The sequence below is a fragment of the Arthrobacter sp. TE12232 genome (assembly GCF_054062615.1).
In genome coordinates this window covers 2,221,286-2,239,878 of sequence record NZ_JBSSFK010000001.1, presented here as the reverse complement: position 1 = coordinate 2,239,878, position 18,593 = coordinate 2,221,286, and the positions used below count along the sequence as shown (strand labels likewise).

Annotated in this window: 16 protein-coding genes; 7 read left to right on the top strand and 9 right to left on the bottom strand. The window is 69.2% G+C overall.

The window, feature by feature from the left end; translation table 11 throughout:
- A complete protein-coding gene (dhaL, locus tag ACVWZ7_RS09895) occupies positions 1–627 on the top strand; it encodes a dihydroxyacetone kinase subunit DhaL (RefSeq protein ID WP_091250073.1) in 627 nt (208 codons plus the stop codon).
- The gene (gene dhaM / locus ACVWZ7_RS09890) at positions 624–1,295 is read left to right on the top strand and encodes a dihydroxyacetone kinase phosphoryl donor subunit DhaM (RefSeq protein ID WP_456507720.1); all 672 of its coding nucleotides are present in this window, start codon (positions 624–626) and stop codon (positions 1,293–1,295) included. The genes dhaL and dhaM overlap by 4 nt, the downstream gene beginning before the upstream one ends.
- 75 nt (positions 1,296–1,370) lie before the next feature.
- On the opposite strand, the gene ACVWZ7_RS09885 is transcribed toward dhaM, so the two are convergent.
- Complete coding sequence (locus ACVWZ7_RS09885) at positions 1,371–1,868, bottom strand: hypothetical protein (RefSeq protein WP_456507719.1); 498 nt, start codon at positions 1,866–1,868, stop codon at positions 1,371–1,373.
- Positions 1,869–1,884: 16 nt separating this feature from the next.
- The gene (locus ACVWZ7_RS09880; RefSeq protein ID WP_456509093.1) at positions 1,885–2,721 is read right to left on the bottom strand and encodes an A/G-specific adenine glycosylase; all 837 of its coding nucleotides are present in this window, start codon (positions 2,719–2,721) and stop codon (positions 1,885–1,887) included.
- 305 nt (positions 2,722–3,026) lie between these two features.
- Between ACVWZ7_RS09880 and ACVWZ7_RS09875 the strand changes: the two genes are divergently transcribed.
- Positions 3,027–3,764 carry a hypothetical protein gene (locus tag ACVWZ7_RS09875; protein ID WP_456507718.1) on the top strand — a complete coding sequence of 246 codons (738 nt, stop codon included), beginning with the start codon at positions 3,027–3,029 and terminating at the stop codon, positions 3,762–3,764.
- A 34-nt stretch (positions 3,765–3,798) separates the two neighbouring features.
- On the opposite strand, the gene disA is transcribed toward ACVWZ7_RS09875, so the two are convergent.
- Positions 3,799–4,875, bottom strand: coding sequence for a DNA integrity scanning diadenylate cyclase DisA (disA, locus tag ACVWZ7_RS09870; RefSeq protein WP_091250080.1), 1,077 nt, complete (start codon positions 4,873–4,875; stop codon positions 3,799–3,801).
- 377 nt (positions 4,876–5,252) lie between these two features.
- Here disA and ACVWZ7_RS09865 point away from each other — a divergent pair, with 377 nt between their 5' ends.
- Both ACVWZ7_RS09865 and ACVWZ7_RS09860 read left to right on the top strand, forming a co-directional pair.
- The gene (locus tag ACVWZ7_RS09865) at positions 5,253–6,866 is read left to right on the top strand and encodes a peptide chain release factor 3 (protein ID WP_456507717.1); all 1,614 of its coding nucleotides are present in this window, start codon (positions 5,253–5,255) and stop codon (positions 6,864–6,866) included.
- Between the two features lie 180 nt (positions 6,867–7,046).
- Positions 7,047–8,420 (top strand): protein kinase domain-containing protein, encoded by a 1,374-nt coding sequence (locus ACVWZ7_RS09860; protein ID WP_456507716.1) that lies wholly within the window; start codon positions 7,047–7,049, stop codon positions 8,418–8,420.
- Positions 8,421–8,437: 17 nt separating this feature from the next.
- Here the strand turns inward: ACVWZ7_RS09860 and ACVWZ7_RS09855 are convergent, their stop codons facing one another.
- The gene (locus ACVWZ7_RS09855) at positions 8,438–9,646 is read right to left on the bottom strand and encodes a PucR family transcriptional regulator (protein WP_456507715.1); all 1,209 of its coding nucleotides are present in this window, start codon (positions 9,644–9,646) and stop codon (positions 8,438–8,440) included.
- Positions 9,647–9,743: 97 nt separating this feature from the next.
- On the opposite strand from ACVWZ7_RS09855, the gene ACVWZ7_RS09850 reads away from it, so the two are divergent.
- Together ACVWZ7_RS09850 and ACVWZ7_RS09845 are read left to right on the top strand one after the other, a co-directional pair.
- Positions 9,744–10,826, top strand: coding sequence for a ferredoxin reductase (locus tag ACVWZ7_RS09850; RefSeq protein WP_116765465.1), 1,083 nt, complete (start codon positions 9,744–9,746; stop codon positions 10,824–10,826).
- A gap of 13 nt (positions 10,827–10,839) precedes the next feature.
- Complete coding sequence (locus ACVWZ7_RS09845) at positions 10,840–12,087, top strand: fatty acid desaturase family protein (RefSeq protein ID WP_456507714.1); 1,248 nt, start codon at positions 10,840–10,842, stop codon at positions 12,085–12,087.
- Between the two features lie 211 nt (positions 12,088–12,298).
- On the opposite strand, the gene ACVWZ7_RS09840 is transcribed toward ACVWZ7_RS09845, so the two are convergent.
- The 5 genes from ACVWZ7_RS09840 to radA all read right to left on the bottom strand — a co-directional run bounded on the left by ACVWZ7_RS09840 (position 12,299) and on the right by radA (position 18,567).
- Positions 12,299–12,934: a class I SAM-dependent methyltransferase gene (locus tag ACVWZ7_RS09840; RefSeq protein WP_456507713.1), complete on the bottom strand. Its 636-nt coding sequence runs from the start codon at positions 12,932–12,934 to the stop codon at positions 12,299–12,301.
- Positions 12,935–12,950: 16 nt separating this feature from the next.
- Positions 12,951–15,107 (bottom strand): copper-translocating P-type ATPase, encoded by a 2,157-nt coding sequence (locus ACVWZ7_RS09835; protein WP_456507712.1) that lies wholly within the window; start codon positions 15,105–15,107, stop codon positions 12,951–12,953.
- 87 nt (positions 15,108–15,194) lie between these two features.
- The gene (locus tag ACVWZ7_RS09830) at positions 15,195–16,673 is read right to left on the bottom strand and encodes a multicopper oxidase family protein (protein ID WP_344361430.1); all 1,479 of its coding nucleotides are present in this window, start codon (positions 16,671–16,673) and stop codon (positions 15,195–15,197) included.
- Entirely contained in the window at positions 16,673–17,017 is a 345-nt protein-coding gene (locus ACVWZ7_RS09825) for an SHOCT domain-containing protein (protein ID WP_344361428.1), read from the bottom strand. The genes ACVWZ7_RS09830 and ACVWZ7_RS09825 overlap by 1 nt, the downstream gene beginning before the upstream one ends.
- A 176-nt stretch (positions 17,018–17,193) precedes the next feature.
- Positions 17,194–18,567 carry a DNA repair protein RadA gene (gene radA, locus ACVWZ7_RS09820; protein WP_116765468.1) on the bottom strand — a complete coding sequence of 458 codons (1,374 nt, stop codon included), beginning with the start codon at positions 18,565–18,567 and terminating at the stop codon, positions 17,194–17,196.
- Positions 18,568–18,593: the final 26 nt, after the last annotated feature.

Here is an 18,593-nt window from a genome sequence, read left to right as displayed (position 1 = left end):
GTGGGGCTGGATGTCGGCTGGGCCGTGCGCTGGCTGACTCTGTCAGCGCAGGCCATGGCGGAGCACCGGGTTGAGCTGATCGAGCTGGACCGGCCAATCGGAGACTCGGATCACGGCGAGAACATGGACCGCGGCTTCAAGGCCGTAATGGTTAAGCTCGCCGAGGCGCCGCCGGAAACCCCGGGCGCGGCCCTGAAACTGACCGCCATGACGCTCATGTCCAAGGTCGGCGGGGCCGCCGGCCCGCTGTACGGCACGGCATTCCTGCGGGCCGCCACCGCGCTGGGAGACACTTCCGACGTCGACGCCGCCACCCTGGCCACGGCCCTGCAGGCCGCCCGCGACGGAATCGTCGCCCGTGGAAAGGCAGAGTCCGGGGACAAGACCATGGTTGACGCGTGGACGCCCGCGATCGAGGCGGCCGCTGCCGCGGCAGGGGACGGCGACGTCCGGAAAGTCCTCGTGTCTGCGGCGGAAGCGGCCGAGGCAGGGGCCGTTTCCACGGATCCGATGCTCGCCCGCAAGGGCCGTGCCAGCTACCTGGGGGAGCGCAGCATCGGCCACCGCGACCCCGGAGCGGTCTCCAGCGCACTGATCCTGCGCGCCGCGGCCGGAGCAGCCGAATGACAGTCCGGCTTGTCGTCGTCTCGCACAGTGCAAAAATCGCGGACGGCGCCGCCGAACTCGCCGCGCAAATGGCGCCTGACGTCCTCATCCTCCCCGCCGGAGGCACCGACGACGGCCGGATCGGCACCAGCCTGGAGAAGGTCATGGCGGCCCTCGAACAGGCCGCCGGTGACGGCGTCGTGGTCCTCACCGACCTCGGATCCGCCGTGATGACGGCCGAGTCCGCAGCGGAGTTCGCGGCGGATCCGGAATCCGTGCTGCTCGCGGACGCACCCCTGGTGGAAGGACTCGTGGCCGCAGCGGTGGCGGCACAGACGGGGGCCGACGCAGCGGCGGTGAAGGACGCCGCCGAAGCCGTCTACCGGCCCCCGGTCCACCCCGCGGAGGCTGAACACGTGCACCAGCAGCCGCCGGACGCCACGGGGGACTTCGAGCTCGTCAACCAGGCCGGCATGCATGCCCGGCCGGCAGCCAAGATCGCCGGGGGACTGTCCGCCATGGATGCCGACGTCACCGTCAACGGGGCGGATGGGGCCTCCATGACGGAGCTCATGATGCTTGCCGCCGGCAAGGGAACCGTCCTGCATGTGGAGGCCAGCGGCCCGGACGCCGCCAAAGCGGTGGGCTATCTGGAACGCCTCGTCAGCTCGGGGTTCGGCGAGCCGTAGCCGTTGTCCGGCCGGGCGTAGCCCGGGCGCGGAGAGATGTCCGGGCCGGGCACCTCGGAGTCCGGGGAATATGAGCTAGGGCGACGGCCGAAGGCCGGCCGCGTCGAGCACCACGTGGGCCGTGATGAAGCTTCCGCACTGCTCTCCAAACGGATGCGCCACCCGGGGTGTGAAAGCCGCAGTCCGTGCCGGCAGCGGGGCCCCGGTGTTGGACGTGCCCGTGGCCGTCACCTCGATCCGGTTGGCGGTCAACGTCTCCATCATCAGCATCCCGGTCAGGGTGCCGTCGGGGGAAGACGTGGCCGAACAGACGCCGTCGAGGCCCGAGGGGCCCGGTTTGCAGCCCTGGTCCACGGCGACGCTCCCCGGGACCAGTTCCAGGTCCGCTTCCTTACAGCGGCCGTCCTGGCAGGCCAACAGGTGGATGGTCTTCACGGACGGGGCGTACTCCCGGTCCACGGTCAACGACACCACCGGCGCCTGCGCGATCGCCGGACAAACGGCCTCCGGCCGGCACGAGGTGACCAGGACGGCGGTGAGGGCCAGAGCGGCCACGGCCGCCAGCTTGCGCATGCTCCAGCGTAGATCCTCAGGCAGGGAGCCGGAAGCCGCCCCGGTGCAGCTCCGCGAGCCCGTCTCCCAGCAGGCCGGCCAGCGCGCGTTCCAGCTGTTCGGGAGCCGCATTGAGCCGGTGCAGGGCCGCGAGCGGAATCCCGATTCCATCCGGTTCGAAGCCCAGGTCCGCCGGGGCCCGGTGGAACAGTTCCGGCGCCACGGGGTCCTCGGCCACCCGCAGGACAGCCATCACGGCGCCGCGCACCTGCCGGTCCGTGCCATGCCATGACTGGCCCTTTGGCGTGTACGTCGGCGGCGGCTCGCCGGCGGCAAGCCAGGCGCAGGAGTCACGGACCGGGCACTGCCCGCACTTGGGGGCCCGGGCCGTGCAGACCATCGCGCCGAGTTCCATGACGGAGGCGTTCCAGCGGACCGAGGCGGCCGGGTCTTCCGGGAGCAGCGATGCCGCCAGCCGCATTTCGGCTGCGGTCAGGGCCTGCGACGGCAGCGCCGAGCCCGAGACCAGGCGTGCATGGACCCGGCGGATGTTGGTGTCCACCACCGTTTCCCGGCGCCCAAAGGCGAAGGCGGCAACGGCGGCTGCTGTGTAGCTGCCCACGCCCGGGAGTTCCAGGAGTTCGGTGTAGGCGCCGGGGACCGTCCCGGCGTGGCTGTCCCTGATGGCGACGGCGGCCGCGTGCAGGCGCAGCGCGCGCCGCGGATACCCCAGCCGGCCCCAGGACCGGACGGCTTCCCCCGCGGGTTCCGCGGCGAGGGCGGACGGCTCCGGCCAGCGGCGCAGCCACTGCTCCCAGACCGGCAGGACCCGGACCACCGGTGTCTGCTGGAGCATGACCTCGCTGACCAGCACGCCCCAGGGCGTGCACTCCGCCGCCCGCCACGGCAGCTCCCTGGCGTTGGACGCGAACCAGTCATCCAGCGCGGTGTGGAGGGCGGGCAGATCCGCGGCAACGGCAAGCCCTCCGGCGGCAAGCTCGCCGGAGGGAAGCGGCCCGGCGGCCCGGGATCCGGGTGGCGCCACGGCATTGACGGAAGGGGTGTGGGTTAGAGTTTCGATCCATTCAGCGTAATAGATCCGGCGAACCGATCCGGACGGCTGCGGGTCCCGCGGCGTGGTCGGACGCCATAGCCTGCAGGGTTCTCTAGGCTAGAAGAATGGTCAGGCAAGGCAGTTCAGCAACGGGTGGTTCACGGCCGAAAGGACCCGGCGGAGGACAATCCGCCGGAAGGCCCGGACGGCGTCCGCTCAGCCCGGTGTACCGCCGACGCCGGCTGTTTGCGGGCGTGGTCCTGCTAATCGTCCTCGCCGTCGCCTTCGGCGGCTTTGCCGCCGTCTCCAACGCCCTGGGCGGAGGTCAGCCTTCCGGAGCGGGAACGGCGCCGTCGGGCGAGCCGTCCGGGGCAGGTGCCGCGCCGTCGAACCAGCCAACAGCCTCAGCGTCGGGGAGCCCCGGGGCTTCGGAGGACCCGTCGGCCACTCCCATCCCCACAACATCGGGCGATGGCTGCGAGCAGAATCTGCTGATCGTCACGGCCGCCACCGACCAACAGGTCTATGCCGCGGGGGAGAAGCCGCTGCTAACCCTCAAAGTGACCAACAACAACAAGGTGCCGTGCACGGTCAACATCGGGACGTCGCAGATGGAATACATGATCACCAGCGGTTCGGACCGGATCTTCTCGTCCAAGGATTGCCAGGCGGAGGGCACTGACCTGATGAAGACCATCGCGCCGGGCAAGAGCGAGACCGCGAACTTCCCGTGGCAGCGCAACCGCACGGTGCAGGGCTGCGAACCCGTCGCCGCCAAGCCCGGAGCCGGCGGCGCCTACTACGTCTTCACGGCCCGGCTGGCGAACAAGACCAGCGACAAGGCCGTATTCCAGCTCAACTAGTTCCCGTCGAAGGGTGTTGGAAAGGTGAGGCGGGCTAGAGGAAGCGGTCCAGCAGGCTGGCCTCGGCCATGCGGCTCAGGCCCTCCCGGACGGTCCTGGCCCGCTGGTCACCGATCCCATCCACGGTCATGAGGTCATCGATCGTTGCCGCCATCAGGAACTGCAGGCCGCCAAAGTGGTCCACCAGGCGGTCGGCGACAGCCTTCGGCACGGCCTTGAGGCCGGAGAGCAGGCGGTAGCCGCGCGGCTGCACGACGGCGTCGAGGTTCGCTTCGCCGCCGGCGAAGCCGACGATCCCGGCGATCTTGCCCAGATCGATCAGCTCGGTGGGGCCCAGGCTCACCAGGGCCTTGACCGCCTTCTCAATGTCCTCGGCGGTTGCCGCCGGGCCGGAGTAGTCGCGGATGATCACGTCGCTGCCCGGGCCTCGTCCCACGGTGAGTTCGTCGAGCTGCAGCGAGAGCAGGCGGCCGTCCTCGCCCAGTTCCAGGACGTACTGGGAGATTTCCTCGGAGATCCTGCGCACCATTTCCTGGCGCTGCAGCGTGACCGCGACGTCGCGGACCGTCACCATGGCCTCGATTTCCAGGGCGGAGAGCGAGCTGGTCACCTGGTCCAGGCGCGAGCGGTAGCGTTCCAGGGTTGCCAGGGCCTGGTTGGCGCGGGCCAGGACCTTCTCCGAGCCCTCCAGGACATGCCGCAGCCCGTTCACGTACAGTGCGATGATCTGCATCGACTGGCTGACCGAAATGACAGGGACTCCGGTCTGGATGGCCACCCGCTCCGCGGTCCGGTGCCGGGTGCCCGATTCCTGGGTTTCGATGCTCGAGTCCGGGACGAGCTGGACCGCCGCGCGCAGGATATTGCTGGCATCTTTGTCGCAGACAATGGCGCCGTCCATTTTGGCCAGTTCGCGCAGCCGCGTGGGGGAGAAATCGATACCGATCTCGAAGCCGCCCGAGCAGATGGACTCTATGGTCCGGTCGATGCCGAGCACAATCAGCGCGCCGGTGCGTCCGCGGAGAATGCGTTCCAGACCGTCTCGTAGGGCGGTGCCCGGTGCCACTCTGGCCAGAGTCGCCTTGAGCGAATCTTCAGGGCTCCGAGCCATAGATTTCCCTTCAAAGGTGCGGGCACTGGCCCGCAGGTACGCCGGTTTCCAGGGTCCACCGGCAGGATCAAAAGTACTCAGTTCCCCGCTCTCCCCATGATAGGGGTAAAGCAGAGCCACTTCCGCACAGGCAAGCCTTAAAGTGGTCCATTGCGACGTGCGCGCGAAGCCCCCGGAATGGCTGTCGCGGGTCCCGTCGGCGGCGGCACTTTGGTGCAGCCGGGCGGCCGCCGCGCGTGGTGCCCTGCGCGGTGTTGGTCCAAGGTGTTTGGCCGCCACTTCGTGCGGGTCCACGGCCTGCGATAAACTTGGATCCTTGGGTGTACCGCGGGCTCTCCGCGCCGTGACCCGTCCACAGCCGCAGCGAAAGTAGCATCGTGTCTCAAGAAGTCCTCAGCCCCGCCCGAGTCCAGGAGATTCACAAGCAGGCGGCCCGGCGCCGGACTTTCGCGGTCATTTCGCACCCCGACGCCGGCAAATCCACCCTCACGGAGGCCCTCGCGCTGCACGCCAAGGTGATCGGCACGGCCGGTGCCTCCAGCGGCAAGGCCAACCGCAAGGAGACGGTCTCGGACTGGATGCAGATGGAAAAGGACCGCGGCATCTCCATCAGCTCGGCCGCACTGCAGTTCGCCTACCGGGACACCGTCATCAACCTCCTGGACACTCCCGGGCACGCCGACTTCTCGGAAGACACCTACCGTGTGCTGGCAGCCGTGGACTGCGCCGTCATGCTGGTCGACGCCGCGAAGGGCCTGGAAACCCAGACGATGAAGCTCTTCGAGGTCTGCAAGCAGCGGAACCTGCCCATCATCACCGTCATCAACAAATGGGACCGGCCGGGCCTGGACGCACTGGCCCTCATGGACGAGATCACCGAGCGCACCGGGCTGCAGCCGATGCCGCTGACCTGGGCCGTGGGCATCTCCGGCGACTTCCGCGGCGTATGGGACCTGCGCAACGACCGTTTCGCGCAGTTCAAGCGCAACAACGCCGGCGCCAACATCGCCCTCACCGAGTACTTCACCCCGGACGAGGCCGCCGCCAGCCAGGGCGACGACTGGTCCAACGCGGTGGACGAGGCCGGACTGGTCATCGAATCCAACCTCGCGTTCGACGTCGAGGCCTTCCATGCCGGCAAAGCGACGCCGATCCTCTTCAGCTCTGCAGCCCTCAACTTCGGCGTGAAGGAAATCCTCGACGCCCTTGTCGACTTCGCCCCGCCGGCCGCGCCGCGGCCCGACGTCGACGGCGAGCCCCGCCCCGTCGATGCCCCCTTCGCCGGGTTCGTCTTCAAGGTCCAGGCCGGCATGAACAAGGCCCACCGCGACCACGTGGCCTTCATCCGGGTCTGCTCCGGCATGTTCGAGCGCGGCATGGTGGTCACCCAGGGCCGGACGGGAAAGTCCTTCGCCACCAAGTACGCCCAGCAGGTTTTCGGCCGCGAACGCGAGGTGATCGATGAAGCCTTCCCGGGCGATGTGGTGGGCCTCGTCAACGCCTCCTCCCTCCGTGTGGGGGACAGCCTGTTCCTGGACCAGCCCGTGGAGTTCCCCGCGATCCCGCTGTTCGCCCCGGAACACTTCCAGGTGGCGCGCTCCAAGGACCCCAGCCGGTTCAAGCAGTTCCGCCGCGGCATCGAACAGCTCGAGCACGAGGGCGTCATCCAGGTGCTCCGCTCCGACATCCGCGGCGACCAGGCGCCCGTTCTGGCCGCCGTCGGCCCCATGCAGTTCGAGGTGGTTGAAGACCGCATGGCGCACGACTTCAGCGCGCCCATGCGGCTGGAGCGGCTCCCGTATTCCCTGGCCCGGATTTCGACGGCGGATGCGATGCCTGCGCTGGCCAACGTGCCCGGCGCGGAGGTTCTCTTGCGGTCCGACGGGGAATACCTGGCCCTGTTCAACGACGTCTGGGCCCTGCGCCGGATCGAAAAGAACCACCCGGACCTCACCCTGGTTCCGATCGGCACGCACAACCCCGCCAAATAGCGGCAAGGCGCCGGTGCCGGAAGATTCCCCGGAGAGTCTTCCGGAATCCGGTTTCCGCGTTATCATAAGTAACCTTGCTAACGATGCGGGCGCCGGGTCGGTTTCCGGCTTTGGACTGATCCGCCCGATACTCGCCGGCGGGCCCCATTAGAGGGACCACGTAAACCTTTGACAATAACCATGGACCCCGGTTTTCTGCTGAGCGGGCGTTACCGGATCGAAGAACTCATTGGCCGGGGCAGCCAATCGAGCGTGTACCGTGCCACGGACGAGGTCCTGGGACGCGAAGTGGCAGTCAAGCTCTTCAGAGACGGCGCCGTGTACGAAAATGCGGTGGAGGAGGAACGCATCCTCCGGCAAAACGACGAAGTGCGGATCCTCGCCGGGATGGCCCACCATGCCCTCGTGACGCTGTTCGACGCCGGGACGGATCTGAGCAACCCCGACCGCAAGCTCAGCTACCTCGTGATGGAACTCGTCCGCGGGCCCGACCTCCGCCGCCGCTCGGCCGAGGGACCGCTGTCCGCAGCCCACATGGCGCTGATCGGACACGATCTCGCCGACGGACTGGCACACATCCACCACCACGGCATCATCCACCGGGACGTCAAACCGGCCAACATCCTCCTTGTGGACTACAGCGTGGAGGACCGGCGTCCGCGCGCCAAACTCAGCGACTTCGGCGTGGCGATCACCATCCGCAAAGGCCACCACGGAGACCCGGACGACAGCTCAGGCACCCCCGCCTACCTGAGCCCCGAACAGGCCGCCGGAGAACCGGCCGGCCCCGCCAGCGACGTCTATTCGCTGGGGCTGGTCCTGCTGGAAGGCCTGACCGGGAAGATGGCCTACCCCGGCGCGCCGGTCCAGTCCGCGCTGGCCCGCCTACTCAACGACCCGGACATCCCCGAAGGGCTCGCGCCCATGTGGGTGGCCCTGCTGACCTCCATGCTGGACAGGGATCCGGCGGCCCGCCCGCCGGCCCGGGAAGTGTCCCTGGCCCTGCGGCAGGAAGTCATCAACGGCGCCGGGCGCCACCGCCGGGACGCGGCTCCTCTGCTGACCGATGAAGACGGGCGCATGCAGGCGGTCGAGCGGTACCGGATCCTGGACACCCCGGCGGACGGAGCCTTCAACCGCATCGCGGCGCTCGCCGCACGCATGTTCTCGGTGCCCGTGGCGATTGTCAGCGTGGTGGACCATGACCGTATCTGGTTCAAGGCCCACCACGGCACGGACGTCAGCGAAATCGGCCGCGATCCCGGACTGTGCGCCTCCGCAGTCCTGCAGGGCGATGCCTGGATTGTCCAGGACGCCACCAAGGATCCCCGGACGCTGTCCAATCCGCTCGTGGCGGGCGATTTCGGCCTGCAGTTCTACGCCGGGGTGCCGCTGCGCACTCCGGACGGCTACAACCTGGGCACCTTCTGCATCCTGGACCGTGAGCCCCGCGAGTTCAGCGACGAGGACACCTCAGCGCTGGAGGACCTGGCGGCGCTCGTGATGCATGACCTGGAACTGCGGCTCCACAGCCGGCAGGCGCTCGCCGGGTAACTCGCCGGGTAAGCGGCCTACCGCCGGCCGGCGTGCAGGGCCAGCTCAAGCTCGAAGCGCGCCGTCGGGTCCTCGAGGGCGTCGCCAAAGAGCTCGCGCAACTGCGCCGCCCGGTAACCGACGGTCTGCGGATGGATGCCGAGTTCGGCGGCCACGGGGGCCCGCTGGCCCCAGTGGCGCAGCCAGGACAGCAGGGTTTCGGCAAGCCGCTCCCGCTGCGCCGGCCGGAGTCCTTCCAGCGGTGCCAGGCGGCGGTTGGCCAGCTCGGTAATCGCCGAGGGCTCCGCTCCGAGAACCACCTGCGCCAGGTGCTCGTCAGCCCAGATCGGCGGGTCCTCGGGCCCCTCGCGCGGAGGCAGCGCCGCGGCCGCCAGCACGGCCAGCCGCAGCGAATCCGGGACCCTTTCCCAGCCGCCGGAGGGCCCCACGGAGGCTCCGCGCCCCTTCAGGGCGCGGTCCAGCTCCTCCCGGGCAGACTGCGACTTCCGCGCGGGCACCAGGGCCACGACGTCGGTCTCGCGTTCAATCACCAGGGCTCCTGGGCCGAGCCGCAGCCGCAGCCCGGCTGCCCGGTCCAGCGGAAGGGTCACCACCGCCATGCGCTGGGGCAGGGACCAGTCCGCCATCGCCGCCGTCTGGCGCAGGGCCGCCTCGTCGGCCTGGCCGAGCAGGAGCAGGTCCAGCAGTTCGGTGCGCCGGCGGTCCACCGCTCCGGCGCGTTCGGACTGTTCGAAGGCGTAGGCCTCGGCGCTCACGGCCGAGAGCTCGTCGATGTAGGCGAGGATCGATTCCCCCAGGTCCACCACGACGCCCTGGCCCAGATGGTGTTCCACGGAGACCCGGGACATTTCCCGGAAGGTCACGCGGGCACCCATGCGGTAGGCGCTCAGCAGGGCGTCCATGCTCCGGCCCTGCCGGAATTCCCCGCTGCCCAGCCCGGCCACCAGATCCCGGCTTTCCTGGGACAGCGCCGGCAGCCGGGTCCCGGGCAGCTGCAGGAACCGGTCCAGCGCCGCGGCCACACCCCTCCTCAGGCCGCGGCCGAACCGCCCCTCAATCGGCCTGGCATACGCCGGAACAAGCTGCGGGACGGCCTCGATGATGGCCTCGACGATGCCGGGCATCCTGGGCCGCAGCATGTCGCTGACCTCCCGGGGCAGCGCCAGCCACGGCGGATCGTAGGCGGGAGCGGAGCCGGCGGGCTCCCGGACAGGGGAGGCGTTCATAGACAATCCAACGAGTTGTTGCGGCGGGATAGTTTTCTACAGTCGATCGTATGCCTTGGGTGAAGAAGTATGGCGCAAACTGACATATGGTTAATGAATGATCCGGCTCCGTAAGCTGGCGCGCGCCGCATCTCTACTGACCACCCCCCTAGCTCCAGAAGACATTCTGTCGCTGTTCAACCCTGTGTTCTCCGCACGCCAATTGCGTGGCGTAGTCACCCGGGTGGTTCCAGAAACGGCCGATTCCGCCACCATTTTCTTCCACCCCGGCCGCGGCTGGCAAGCGCACCTTGCCGGCCAGTGGGCCCGAATCGGCGTCGAGCTCGACGGTGTCCGCCACTGGCGGTCGTATTCGCTCAGCGCCCCCGCCGGGCAGGATCCGGCCATCACGGTTACCGACATGGGAGCCGTTTCCGGCGCTCTTGTCCGCGGCACCAAACCCGGCGACATCCTGTTCCTGGCGCCCCCGCAGGGCGACTTTGTCCTGCCGGAACACCCGCGCCCGCTGCTCATGCTCACCGCGGGCAGCGGAATCACCCCCGTGATGTCGATGATCCGCACCCTCGTGCCGCACCGTCCCGACTCCGACGTCGTCCTCATCCACACGGCCCGCACCGCCGCGGACGCCATCTTCCGTGAGGAACTCGCCGAGCTCGCAGACCAGTTCCCCAACTTCCGCGTCACGCACTGGTTCACCGGGGACCGCGGACGGCTGGACTTCACCTCCGCTGCCGATCTGGACCGGTTGTGCCCGGACTGGCGCCAGCGCGCCGCCTACGCGTGCGGTCCGGAGGATTTCCTCAACGACACCGAGGCGCTCTGGGAGGCCGAAGCCGAGGACGCCGCGCCGGCCGCGGCAGTCCGGCCGGGCACCCTGACCATCGAACGCTTCACCACCAGCCTCGCCGCCGGTGCCGGGCACGACGGCGGCCTGGTCACCTTCGAGGCCTCCGACCGCGAAGTCGAGGCCGACGGCGACACCCCGCTGCTCGATGTCGGCGAGGACGCCGGAGTCCTGATGCCCAGCGGCTGCCGCATGGGCATCTGCCACAGCTGCCTCATCCCGCTGCGGGCCGGCCACGTCCGCGACCTTCGCACAGGCGAAGTGCACGGCGAGCCGGGCCAACTAATCCAGACGTGCGTGTCGGCAGCCGCCGGCCCCGTTAACCTCGACCTCTGAGGAGTATTACCGTATGACGATTGTTTCCAACACGCCTGATCTATCCGACGCCGACACCCCCGACGCGAACACCCCCGCCGCAGGCGGTCCAGCCAGCGGTTCAGCCGTCGATGTCGCGGCAGCAAAGGTGCGCACTACCGCGAAGAAGCGGCCAGGCGCCCTTGCCGAGTCCGGCAGTCCGCTGGTGCGTCCGCCGGCAGCCGCGCACCTCTCTGACGAGCAGGTAGCGGAGCTGGGCCGCGAACTTGACGCCATCAAGGACGACATCCTCGCCAAACGCGGATCCTCCGACGCCGCCTACATCCGCCGCATGATCAAAATCCAGCGAGGCCTGGAAATCTCCGGCCGCGCCGCACTGCTGGTCAGCAAGAACAAGACCGCCTGGGTCGCCGGCACGTCCCTGCTGAGCCTCGCCAAGATCCTGGAAAACATGGAACTCGGGCACAACATCCTGCACGGCCAGTGGGACTGGATGCGGGACCCGGACATCCACTCCACGACGTGGGAGTGGGACTTCGTCACCCCCGCGCGCTCCTGGCAGCACACCCACAACGATCTCCACCACCGCTGGACGAACGTGATCGGCAAGGACAACGACGTCGGATACAACCTGCTGCGCATGGATCCCCAGCAGAAGTGGACGCCGTTCAACCTGGGCAATCCGGTCTACAACGCGCTCCTGGCCCCCGTCTTCGAGTGGGGCATCGCGATCTACGACCTCGAACTCCAGGACTTCAAGGAGGGCAGGAAATCCAAGGAAGCCCTCGTCCGGGACCTGAAGGCCCTCGGCCGCAAGGCTCTCAAGCAGTTCACCAAGGACTACGCCGCCACGCCCGCCGTCGCCATGCTCACCGGTTCAGGCAAGCAGGCCCTCTACGGCACACTGACAGCCAACGCCGTCCGCAATGTGTGGGCGCACGCGGTGATCTTCTGCGGCCACTTCCCCGAAGGTACTGACACCTTCACCGAGGAAATGGTCGAGGGCGAGACCCGCGGTGACTGGTACGTGCGGCAGATGATCGGCTCGGCCAACATCTCCGGTTCCAAGTTCATGCACCTCATGACCGGCAACCTCTCGCACCAGATCGAGCACCACCTGTTCCCGGACCTGCCGTCCAACCGCTACGGGGAAGTGGCGCCCAAGGTGCAGGAGATCTGCCGGCGTTACGGACTGCCGTACACCACGGGCCCGCTCCTGAAGCAGGTCGGCTCCACATGGGCCAAGATCTTCAAGCTGGCCCTGCCTCCCAAAAAGGCCTAGCCACCAAGGCCGGGTCCGCCCGGAGAGCATCGCCGAAAGGGGCGTCCGCCATAGTGGCGGGCGTCCCTTTCGCGTGGCGCGTCCTTTTGCGTGCCGTCCCGGGAACGTTGGGCCGGGAGCGTTTGAGCCCGGGAGCGTTTGAGCCCGGGAACGTTGGGCCGGGAGGTTGGGACGGAGCCGCTCTGGACGGAACGTCACGCCGGCGGGGGGCTCAGGCTTTGCTCGCCGCCCCAAGGACGTGGGCCAGCCGCGGGTTGCCGGGGAGGGCCGAAAAGCCGAAGCGCTCCAGGCCCTCCACGGTGAGGCCGGCCACGGCGATCGCGGCAGCGGTGTCCCGATTCGGGTGGCATCCGCCTGCCACGCGGCTCCACAACGGTGTGATCAGGTCTTCGGCGGCCCCCAGCACCCGGTGCGCCGAACGGACATGTTCATAAAACAGCAGCACGCCGCCGGGCCGCAGGACCCGGACCACTTCCGCCAGGGCGGTCGCCTGGTCCGCCACGCTGCACAGCACCAAACTGGAGACGACCACGTCCACCGAGGCGTCCGCCGCCGGCAGCGCTTCCGCCACGCCGTCCTGTACGGTGACGGGCACCGGCGCCTTGCTGGCAGCAGCGCGGGCCAACCCCCGGAGCGTGGGATCAGGTTCGAGGGCCAGCACGCCCGTTACCGCGGAAGGGTAGAACGGGAAGGTGGCCCCGTAGCCCGCTCCGATTTCGACGACGACGCCGTACGCCGCTTCCACGAGGCGCCGACGGTGCTCCGCCGCCCCACGGGCGTCCATCCGCGGGCCCACGCGGGCAAAGGATCGCCCGAATGATGAATCGCGGGGGTTCGTCTCCGGCATGCCTGGCTTCTTCCGCTCAGCCGGCCGCAGCCGGATTGAGCTTGAGCCTGCGCAGCAATTGCGCGTTCAGGGCCACCACAATTGTCGACGCCGACATCATCACGGCGCCCGCGGCGGGGGAGAGGACGATCCCCGCGAAGGCCAGAACCCCGGCCGCCAGCGGCACCGAGATGATGTTGTACCCGGTGGCCCACACGAGGTTTTGCCACATCTTCCGGTAACTCGCCTTGGACAGGTCGAGCATCGACAGCACGGCCCGGGGGTCGTTGCCGGCCAGGACCACACCGGCGGATTCCACGGCCACATCCGTGCCGCCGCCGATCGCAATCCCCACCTCCGCCCGTGCCAGCGCGGGGGAATCGTTGACGCCGTCGCCCACCATGGCCACTCTCAGCCCCCGGCCCTGTAGTTCTGCCACCTTCTTGTCCTTGTCCGCGGGCAGGACCTCGGCAAACACTTCGTCGATGGCGAGTTCGGCGGCGACGGCCTGCGCGACCTGCCGGGCGTCGCCGGTGATCATGGCCACCTTGATGCCGCGGGCCTGGAGGGCCCGGACGGCCTGGCGGGACTCGGGCCGTACGGCATCCTCGAGGCTGACAGCGCCCAGCACGGTGCCGCCGTCCACCACGTGGAGCACAGCCGCGCCGCGCTCCAGCCAGGCCCCGGTGGCGGCGGCCAAAGCCGGGGGCTCCTGCAGACCGAGTTCCCGGAGCAGTGCCGGGCCGCCCACGTAAACGGTGCGGCCACCGACCGTGGCACGGACTCCGCGGCCGGTCAGCGAGGTGAACCCGTCCGCCGTCGGAATCTCCAGCCCCCGTTCCCGCGCGGCGGCGACGATGGAACGGGCTACGGGATGTTCACTGTCGGCTTCCACGGCGGCCGCGAGGGCCAGGACTGCGTCCTGGCCGGTTGCCGTGCCGGCGCCTGCGGCGCTCACGACTCCCTTGAGCTCCGGCTCGCCCCGGGTCAGGGTTCCGGTCTTGTCGAAGAGCACGACGTCGACCGTCCGCATCCGCTCCAGCGCCATCCGGTTCTTGATCAGGACGCCCGCCCGGGCTGCCCGCTCGGTGGAGATCGCGATGACGAGCGGGATGGCAAGGCCCAGGGCGTGGGGGCAGGCGATCACGAGGACGGTCACGGTGCGGGTGACGGCGTCGGTGACGCTGCCCATCAAGGTCCAGAAGACGAAGGTGAGGAGGCCGGTTCCGGCGGCGAAGTAGAAGAGGAACGCGGCCGCCCTGTCGGCGAGGGCCTGGGCCCGGGAGGACGATGCCTGCGCCTCGGCCACCAAACGCTGGATCCCGGCGAGGGCGGTGTCCTCGCCGATGGCTGACACCCGGACCCGCACGGAGTTGTCCGTTGCGATGGTGCCGGCCACCACGGGATCCCCCGGTGTTCGCAGAACAGTTTTCGATTCGCCGGTGATCATGGATTCGTCGAATTCGGCCTGGCCGTCGCTGACCGTACCGTCGGCCGGCATCCGGCCGCCGGGGCGGACCAGGATGGTGTCTCCGGCGCGGAGCTCGGAGACGCTGACAGTCTCCGTCCCGGCGCCGGTGACGCGTTCGGCTTCGTCAGGCAGAAGAGCTGCCAGGGCATCCAGTGCGCCTTGGGCGGAGCCGAGGGCGCGCATCTCGATCCAGTGGCCCAGCAGCATGATGGGGACCAGTAGCGCCAGCTCCCACCAGAAGTCGAGGTCGAAACCGCCCAGGCCCAGGCTGGTCACCCAGGAGGCGATGAAGGCAACGCTGATGGCCATCGCGATCAGCAGCATCATTCCCGGCTTGCGCGTCCTCAGCTCACTGAGGCCGCCCTTGAGGAAGGGCTGGCCGCCGTAGATGAAGATCGCCGTGCCGAACACCGGGGGAATCCAGGCCGAGCCGGGAAAGACGGGCGGCTCGTAGCCGAGGAGATCCGCGAACATGGGGCTGAAGAAGACCACCGGAACGGCCAGGGCCAGGCTCAGCCAGAACCTGTCCCTGAACATCGCGACGCTGTGCCCGGCATGCTGTCCCTGGCTGTGCACCATGTGGCTGTCCCCGGCTGGGCCTGCCGTGGCGGGGGCGGCCGCATGCACCCCGTGGCCACCGTGCGGCGTCCCGTGCGGGCCGTGGCTGTGGGTGTGTTGGTCGACACTCTTGTCAACGCCGGGGCCGGTGTGCCGGTGTTCCATGATGCATGCTCCTGAAGGGTGCTCAGTCATTGATGGCTACGCCCCAACATACCCCGGGGGGGTATTTCGCGCAAGAGGTCGAGTGATTCAGCGGACCTCGATGGCGCCCATCATCCCGAGGTCCTCGTGGTCCAGGATGTGGCAGTGATACGCGGATCGTCCGGTGAAGTCTCTGAAGGCAATCCGGACGGTCACGCGTCCGTTCGCGGGCACATTGACCACGTCCTGCCAGGCAGGGGAGGCGGGGGCTGCGCCATCGACCGAGATGAGCTGCATCGGCCAGACGTGCAGGTGGAACGGGTGGTCCATGGGACTGGTGTTGACCACGGTCCACTCCTCCACGCTGCCGGCCGCTACGGTGGTGTCCGTCCTGGCCTCGTCGAATTCCCGGCCGTTGATGGTGAAGGCCATCATCCCGGTGCCGTCTCCGCCCATGCTCCCTCCGCCCATGCCGGCTGCCAGCAGGAATTGCCGGTGCGCGGCGACAGGTGCCTGGCGCAGATCCGCGGGGGCAGGCTGGGGCGGCACCCCGGAGGGGCCGGGGACGGATTCGCCCGCTACCTGGAGCGTCGCCAGGGAGACGCCCTGGGAGGGGTCCCCCTGGGCCCGTCCGGCGGGACCCCGGCCCATCATGCCGGGCATGCTGCCGCGGTCATAGTAAGCGGACCGGAGAACGGACTCGCCGGCCATCGTCGTCACGAGAAGGTCGGCCCGGTTCCCCGGCGCCAGGAGCACCTCCTCCACGGCTGCCGGCGACTGGAAGCGCCCGGAGTCCATGCCGAGCAGCTGCATGCTCTGTCCGTCCAGCTGCAGCCGCAGGTAGCGGGCAGCGCAGGCGTTGACCAGCCGCCACCGCTCCCGTTGCCCGGGAAGGGCGCTAAGCAGAGGGTTGCTTTGGCCATTGACGAGCACCAGCCCGCCTTCCCGGCCGGCCATGCGTTCTGATGGCGGAACGTCCCGGACGTTTCCGGCGGCGTCCAGGTCCGTGTCGGACACCACCAGGACGCGGTCCATAGACACCGGAAGGGGGACGGCGTCCTCGACGACGATCGCGCCGAAAAGGCCGCCGAAGATCTGCTCCGCGACCATGCCGTGGTGGTGGGGGTGGTACCAGTAGACGCCGGGCGGGTGGTCGGCCGGCAGCCGGTATTCGTAATCAAAGCTGCCGCCGGGGTCCACCGCGACAAACACGTTGTCCCCAGCCCCCGCCGGGGACACATGGAGCCCGTGCACGTGAAGGTTGGTGGGTTCAGCCAAGCGGTTGGTCAGCCGGATGCTGAGCACGTCACCTGCGCGCAGGCGCAGCGTGGGGCCGGGGCTGGTCCCGTTGTAGCCAAGGGCCGTGGCCTGGCGGCCGGCAAGCTGCACGGGACCCCGGGCCGCCTCCAGCTCGAGCGCGAGGCTGCCGCCAGCGCTGCGAAGTTCGGCCGGGTGCGTCAGGGCAGCCCCGGAAACCGGCGCGCCGAGGGAAGTCAGCGTCCAGGCGAGCCCCGCTGCGCCGGCCGCGGCTCCGGCCACGCCAAGACCGCCCAGGAGCAGGGCGCTGCGGCGGCTGAGCGGCTGCACTAGGACTCCTCACCCAGCACCTTCAGGCTCTCGCGGTACTCCTCGGCGGAGAGCTCGCCCCGGGCAAAGCGTTCGTCAAGGATCAGGCGGGCCTGGGACCGTCCGGGGAGCGGGGAAACAGGTCCGTTGGGAGCAGGAAAAGAACCGGGAGGGGTGACCTGCCCCGGCGGCGGATACTGCCCGGGACCATGCTGGCCCGGGCCCGGCGCCACGCCCCCGCCGTCATGGCGAACCCCGCCTGTCACGAGCCGGATGGCCAGGATGACCAGCACCGCAATCCCGGCGAGCAGCAACACGCCCCAAAGCCACATCCAGCCGATCTGGTACCCGTAACCCCACATCATGACGCATCCCTTCGCCGCGGTCGCGCCGGCCGGGCCGGCCGCATCCCGTGCAACCGTCCCTGGCCACAATCCAATCGTGCGTCCGCCGGCGCTCCAGTGCTAGGGCCCTAAGTCGTCTTTGTGCCTGCAACCGGAGGCTCCGGTTGCAGGCGCCACGTTCCAGGGCTGCCCGGGCTTCAGCTGATCAGCAGCCCCAGTGCCTCGGCCAGGTGGCCGACCTCCCGGACCGTGAATCCCGCGGGCACCGGCCCGTGCCCGTTGGGGCTGGACGGCACCACGGCATGGGTGAAGCCGAGCCGGTGTGCTTCCTGGATGCGCTGGTTAATGCCGGGGACAGGACGGACTTCGCCTGCCAGGCCTACCTCGCCGAAGGCGATCAGGCGCTGGGGGAGGGGCTTCTTGGCCTTCGCGGAAGCCACGGCCAAGGCCACGGCGAGGTCCGTGGCGGGCTCGCTGAGCTTGACTCCGCCGACCGTTGCCACATAGGAGTCATCTTTGTTCAGCAGGCAGCCCGCGCGCTGCTGCAGGACGGCGAGCAGCATCGCGACGCGCGAGCTGTCCAGGCCGCTCGTGGCGCGGCGGGGCTGCGAGCTGGCGCTCTCGGCGAGCAGCGCCTGGACTTCGGCGAGCAGCGGCCGGCGGCCCTCGAGCGTCACCGTGATACAGGTTCCGGACACCGGGTCCTTCGTCCGCGAGACGAACAGGCCGCTGGGATCGGCGAGGCCCTCGATGCCGTCCTCGTTCAAGTCGAAGCAGCCGACGTCGTCGGTAGGTCCGTAGCGGTTCTTGACGGCGCGCAGCAGGCGCAGCCGGGAGTGCCGTTCGCCCTCGAACTGGCAGACCACATCCACGAGGTGTTCCAGCAGGCGGGGCCCGGCAATGGAGCCGTCCTTGGTCACGTGTCCTACCAGCAGCGTGGTCATGTTCCGGCGCTTGGCCGCGGCGATCAGGGAGGCCGCAACCTCGCGCACCTGGGACACCCCGCCGGCGCTTCCCTCGACGTCGGCGCTGCTCAGGGTCTGCACCGAATCCACCACGAGCAGTCGCGGTTCGAGTTTTTCCACCTGCCCCAGGGCCTGCCCGAGGTCCGTTTCGGCCGACAAATACAAGGATTCGGCGACGGCGTCGATCCGGTCCGCGCGGAGTTTGACCTGGGCGGCGGATTCCTCGCCGGTGATGTACAGGACGTCCTGCGCGGTGCGGGCGAACTTCGCGGCAACGTCCAGCAGGAGGGTGGACTTGCCCACCCCGGGTTCGCCCGCGAGCAGGATCACGGCGCCGGGCACCAGCCCGCCGCCGAGCACGCGGTCGAGTTCGTCCACTCCGGTGGGCAGGAAGGCCGCCGTGGTGGCGTCGACGTCGGCGATCCGGCGGGCAGGTTCAAGGACCGTGGTGGCCGCCGTCGTCCGGGCGACGGCGGTGCCGGTCTCCTCGACGCTGCCCCACGCCTGGCACTCGCCGCAGCGGCCCACCCACTTGACGGTCGTCCAGCCGCATTCGGCGCATTTGTAGCCCGGTGCCTTCGGCCCCCGGGAAGTCTTTGTAGCCATTGGTCCACACTATCCGGGGGCAGCGA